The following is a 3,296-nucleotide window of genomic DNA, read 5'->3' on the forward strand; positions in this document are numbered from 1 at the left end:
GATGAATGTTGATTTCTAGTCTTTGACTAGTTCGTTCTTTAAAAATTTGGGTATGTGATAGAAAGATAGACTGAACGTTACTTTCACTGGTAACGGATCAGGCTAAGGTAAAATTTGTGAGTGACTCTTAAGAGTTTTGCGAATTTTCGGCGAATGTCGTCTTCACAGTATAACCAGATTGCTTGGGGTTATATGGTCAAGTGAAGAAGCGCATACGGTGGATGCCTTGGCAGTCAGAGGCGATGAAAGACGTGGTAGCCTGCGAAAAGCTTCGGGGAGTCGGCAAACAGACTTTGATCCGGAGATGTCTGAATGGGGGAACCCAGCCATCACAAGATGGTTATCTTGTACTGAATACATAGGTGCAAGAGGCGAACCAGGGGAACTGAAACATCTAAGTACCCTGAGGAAAAGAAATCAACCGAGATTCCCTTAGTAGTGGCGAGCGAACGGGGACTAGCCCTTAAGTGGCTTTGAGATTAGCGGAACGCTCTGGAAAGTGCGGCCATAGTGGGTGATAGCCCTGTACGCGAAAGTCTCTTAGTCATGAAATCGAGTAGGACGGAGCACGAGAAACTTTGTCTGAATATGGGGGGACCATCCTCCAAGGCTAAATACTACTGACTGACCGATAGTGAACTAGTACCGTGAGGGAAAGGCGAAAAGAACCCCGGAGAGGGGAGTGAAATAGATCCTGAAACCGTATGCGTACAAGCAGTGGGAGCAGACTTTGTTCTGTGACTGCGTACCTTTTGTATAATGGGTCAGCGACTTATATTCAGTGGCGAGCTTAACCGAATAGGGGAGGCGTAGCGAAAGCGAGTCTTAATAGGGCGTTTAGTCGCTGGGTATAGACCCGAAACCGGGCGATCTATCCATGGGCAGGTTGAAGGTTAGGTAACACTGACTGGAGGACCGAACCGACTACCGTTGAAAAGTTAGCGGATGACCTGTGGATCGGAGTGAAAGGCTAATCAAGCTCGGAGATAGCTGGTTCTCCTCGAAAGCTATTTAGGTAGCGCCTCATGTATCACTGTAGGGGGTAGAGCACTGTTTCGGCTAGGGGGTCATCCCGACTTACCAAACCGATGCAAACTCCGAATACCTACAAGTGCCGAGCATGGGAGACACACGGCGGGTGCTAACGTCCGTCGTGAAAAGGGAAACAACCCAGACCGTCAGCTAAGGTCCCAAAGTTATGGTTAAGTGGGAAACGATGTGGGAAGGCTTAGACAGCTAGGAGGTTGGCTTAGAAGCAGCCACCCTTTAAAGAAAGCGTAATAGCTCACTAGTCGAGTCGGCCTGCGCGGAAGATGTAACGGGGCTCAAACCATACACCGAAGCTACGGGTATCATCTTAGGATGATGCGGTAGAGGAGCGTTCTGTAAGCCTGTGAAGGTGAGTTGAGAAGCTTGCTGGAGGTATCAGAAGTGCGAATGCTGACATGAGTAACGACAATGGGTGTGAAAAACACCCACGCCGAAAGACCAAGGTTTCCTGCGCAACGTTAATCGACGCAGGGTTAGTCGGTCCCTAAGGCGAGGCTGAAAAGCGTAGTCGATGGAAAACAGGTTAATATTCCTGTACTTCTGGTTATTGCGATGGAGGGACGGAGAAGGCTAGGCCAGCTTGGCGTTGGTTGTCCAAGTTTAAGGTGGTAGGCTGGGATCTTAGGTAAATCCGGGATTCCAAGGCCGAGAGCTGATGACGAGTGTTCTTTTAGAACACGAAGTGGTTGATGCCATGCTTCCAAGAAAAGCTTCTAAGCTTCAGGTAACCAGGAACCGTACCCCAAACCGACACAGGTGGTTGGGTAGAGAATACCAAGGCGCTTGAGAGAACTCGGGTGAAGGAACTAGGCAAAATGGCACCGTAACTTCGGGAGAAGGTGCGCCGGTGAGGGTGAAGGACTTGCTCCGTAAGCCCATGCCGGTCGAAGATACCAGGCCGCTGCGACTGTTTATTAAAAACACAGCACTCTGCAAACACGAAAGTGGACGTATAGGGTGTGACGCCTGCCCGGTGCCGGAAGGTTAATTGATGGGGTTAGCTAACGCGAAGCTCTTGATCGAAGCCCCGGTAAACGGCGGCCGTAACTATAACGGTCCTAAGGTAGCGAAATTCCTTGTCGGGTAAGTTCCGACCTGCACGAATGGCGTAACGATGGCGGCGCTGTCTCCACCCGAGACTCAGTGAAATTGAAATCGCTGTGAAGATGCAGTGTATCCGCGGCTAGACGGAAAGACCCCGTGAACCTTTACTATAGCTTTGCACTGGACTTTGAATTTGCTTGTGTAGGATAGGTGGGAGGCTTTGAAGCGTGGACGCCAGTCTGCGTGGAGCCATCCTTGAAATACCACCCTGGCAACTTTGAGGTTCTAACTCAGGTCCGTTATCCGGATCGAGGACAGTGTATGGTGGGTAGTTTGACTGGGGCGGTCTCCTCCTAAAGAGTAACGGAGGAGTACGAAGGTGCGCTCAGACCGGTCGGAAATCGGTCGTAGAGTATAAAGGCAAAAGCGCGCTTGACTGCGAGACAGACACGTCGAGCAGGTACGAAAGTAGGTCTTAGTGATCCGGTGGTTCTGTATGGAAGGGCCATCGCTCAACGGATAAAAGGTACTCCGGGGATAACAGGCTGATACCGCCCAAGAGTTCATATCGACGGCGGTGTTTGGCACCTCGATGTCGGCTCATCACATCCTGGGGCTGAAGCCGGTCCCAAGGGTATGGCTGTTCGCCATTTAAAGTGGTACGCGAGCTGGGTTTAGAACGTCGTGAGACAGTTCGGTCCCTATCTGCCGTGGACGTTTGAGATTTGAGAGGGGCTGCTCCTAGTACGAGAGGACCGGAGTGGACGAACCTCTGGTGTTCCGGTTGTCACGCCAGTGGCATTGCCGGGTAGCTATGTTCGGAAAAGATAACCGCTGAAAGCATCTAAGCGGGAAACTTGCCTCAAGATGAGATCTCACTGGAACCTTGAGTTCCCTGAAGGGCCGTCGAAGACTACGACGTTGATAGGTTGGGTGTGTAAGCGCTGTGAGGCGTTGAGCTAACCAATACTAATTGCCCGTGAGGCTTGACCATATAACACCCAAGCAATTTGCGACTCGAATGAGGCCAGATTGCGGTGTTGTGAAGACGAAACAACCGAAAGTTTGCAGCTCACAAGCATCACATACCCGATTCGCTGGAATGTCGAAAGACACGTCAGCTCAAGAATTTCTTGACGACCATAGAGCATTGGAACCACCTGATCCCATCCCGAACTCAGCAGTGAAACGATGCATCGCCG

2 rRNA genes are annotated in these 3,296 nt (G+C 50.9%); both read left to right on the forward strand.

The annotated features are described in order from the left end of the window. The first annotated feature begins 194 nt into the window (after positions 1-194). Positions 195-3,088, forward strand: a 23S ribosomal RNA gene (locus tag QIW53_RS27120). A gap of 138 nt (positions 3,089-3,226) precedes the next feature. Next, positions 3,227-3,296 (forward strand): 5S ribosomal RNA (gene rrf / locus QIW53_RS27125); the annotation flags it as partial.

It is taken from the genome of Pseudomonas fluorescens (assembly GCF_041354075.1).
In the GTDB taxonomy this organism is placed as follows: domain Bacteria; phylum Pseudomonadota; class Gammaproteobacteria; order Pseudomonadales; family Pseudomonadaceae; genus Aquipseudomonas; species Aquipseudomonas fluorescens_CE.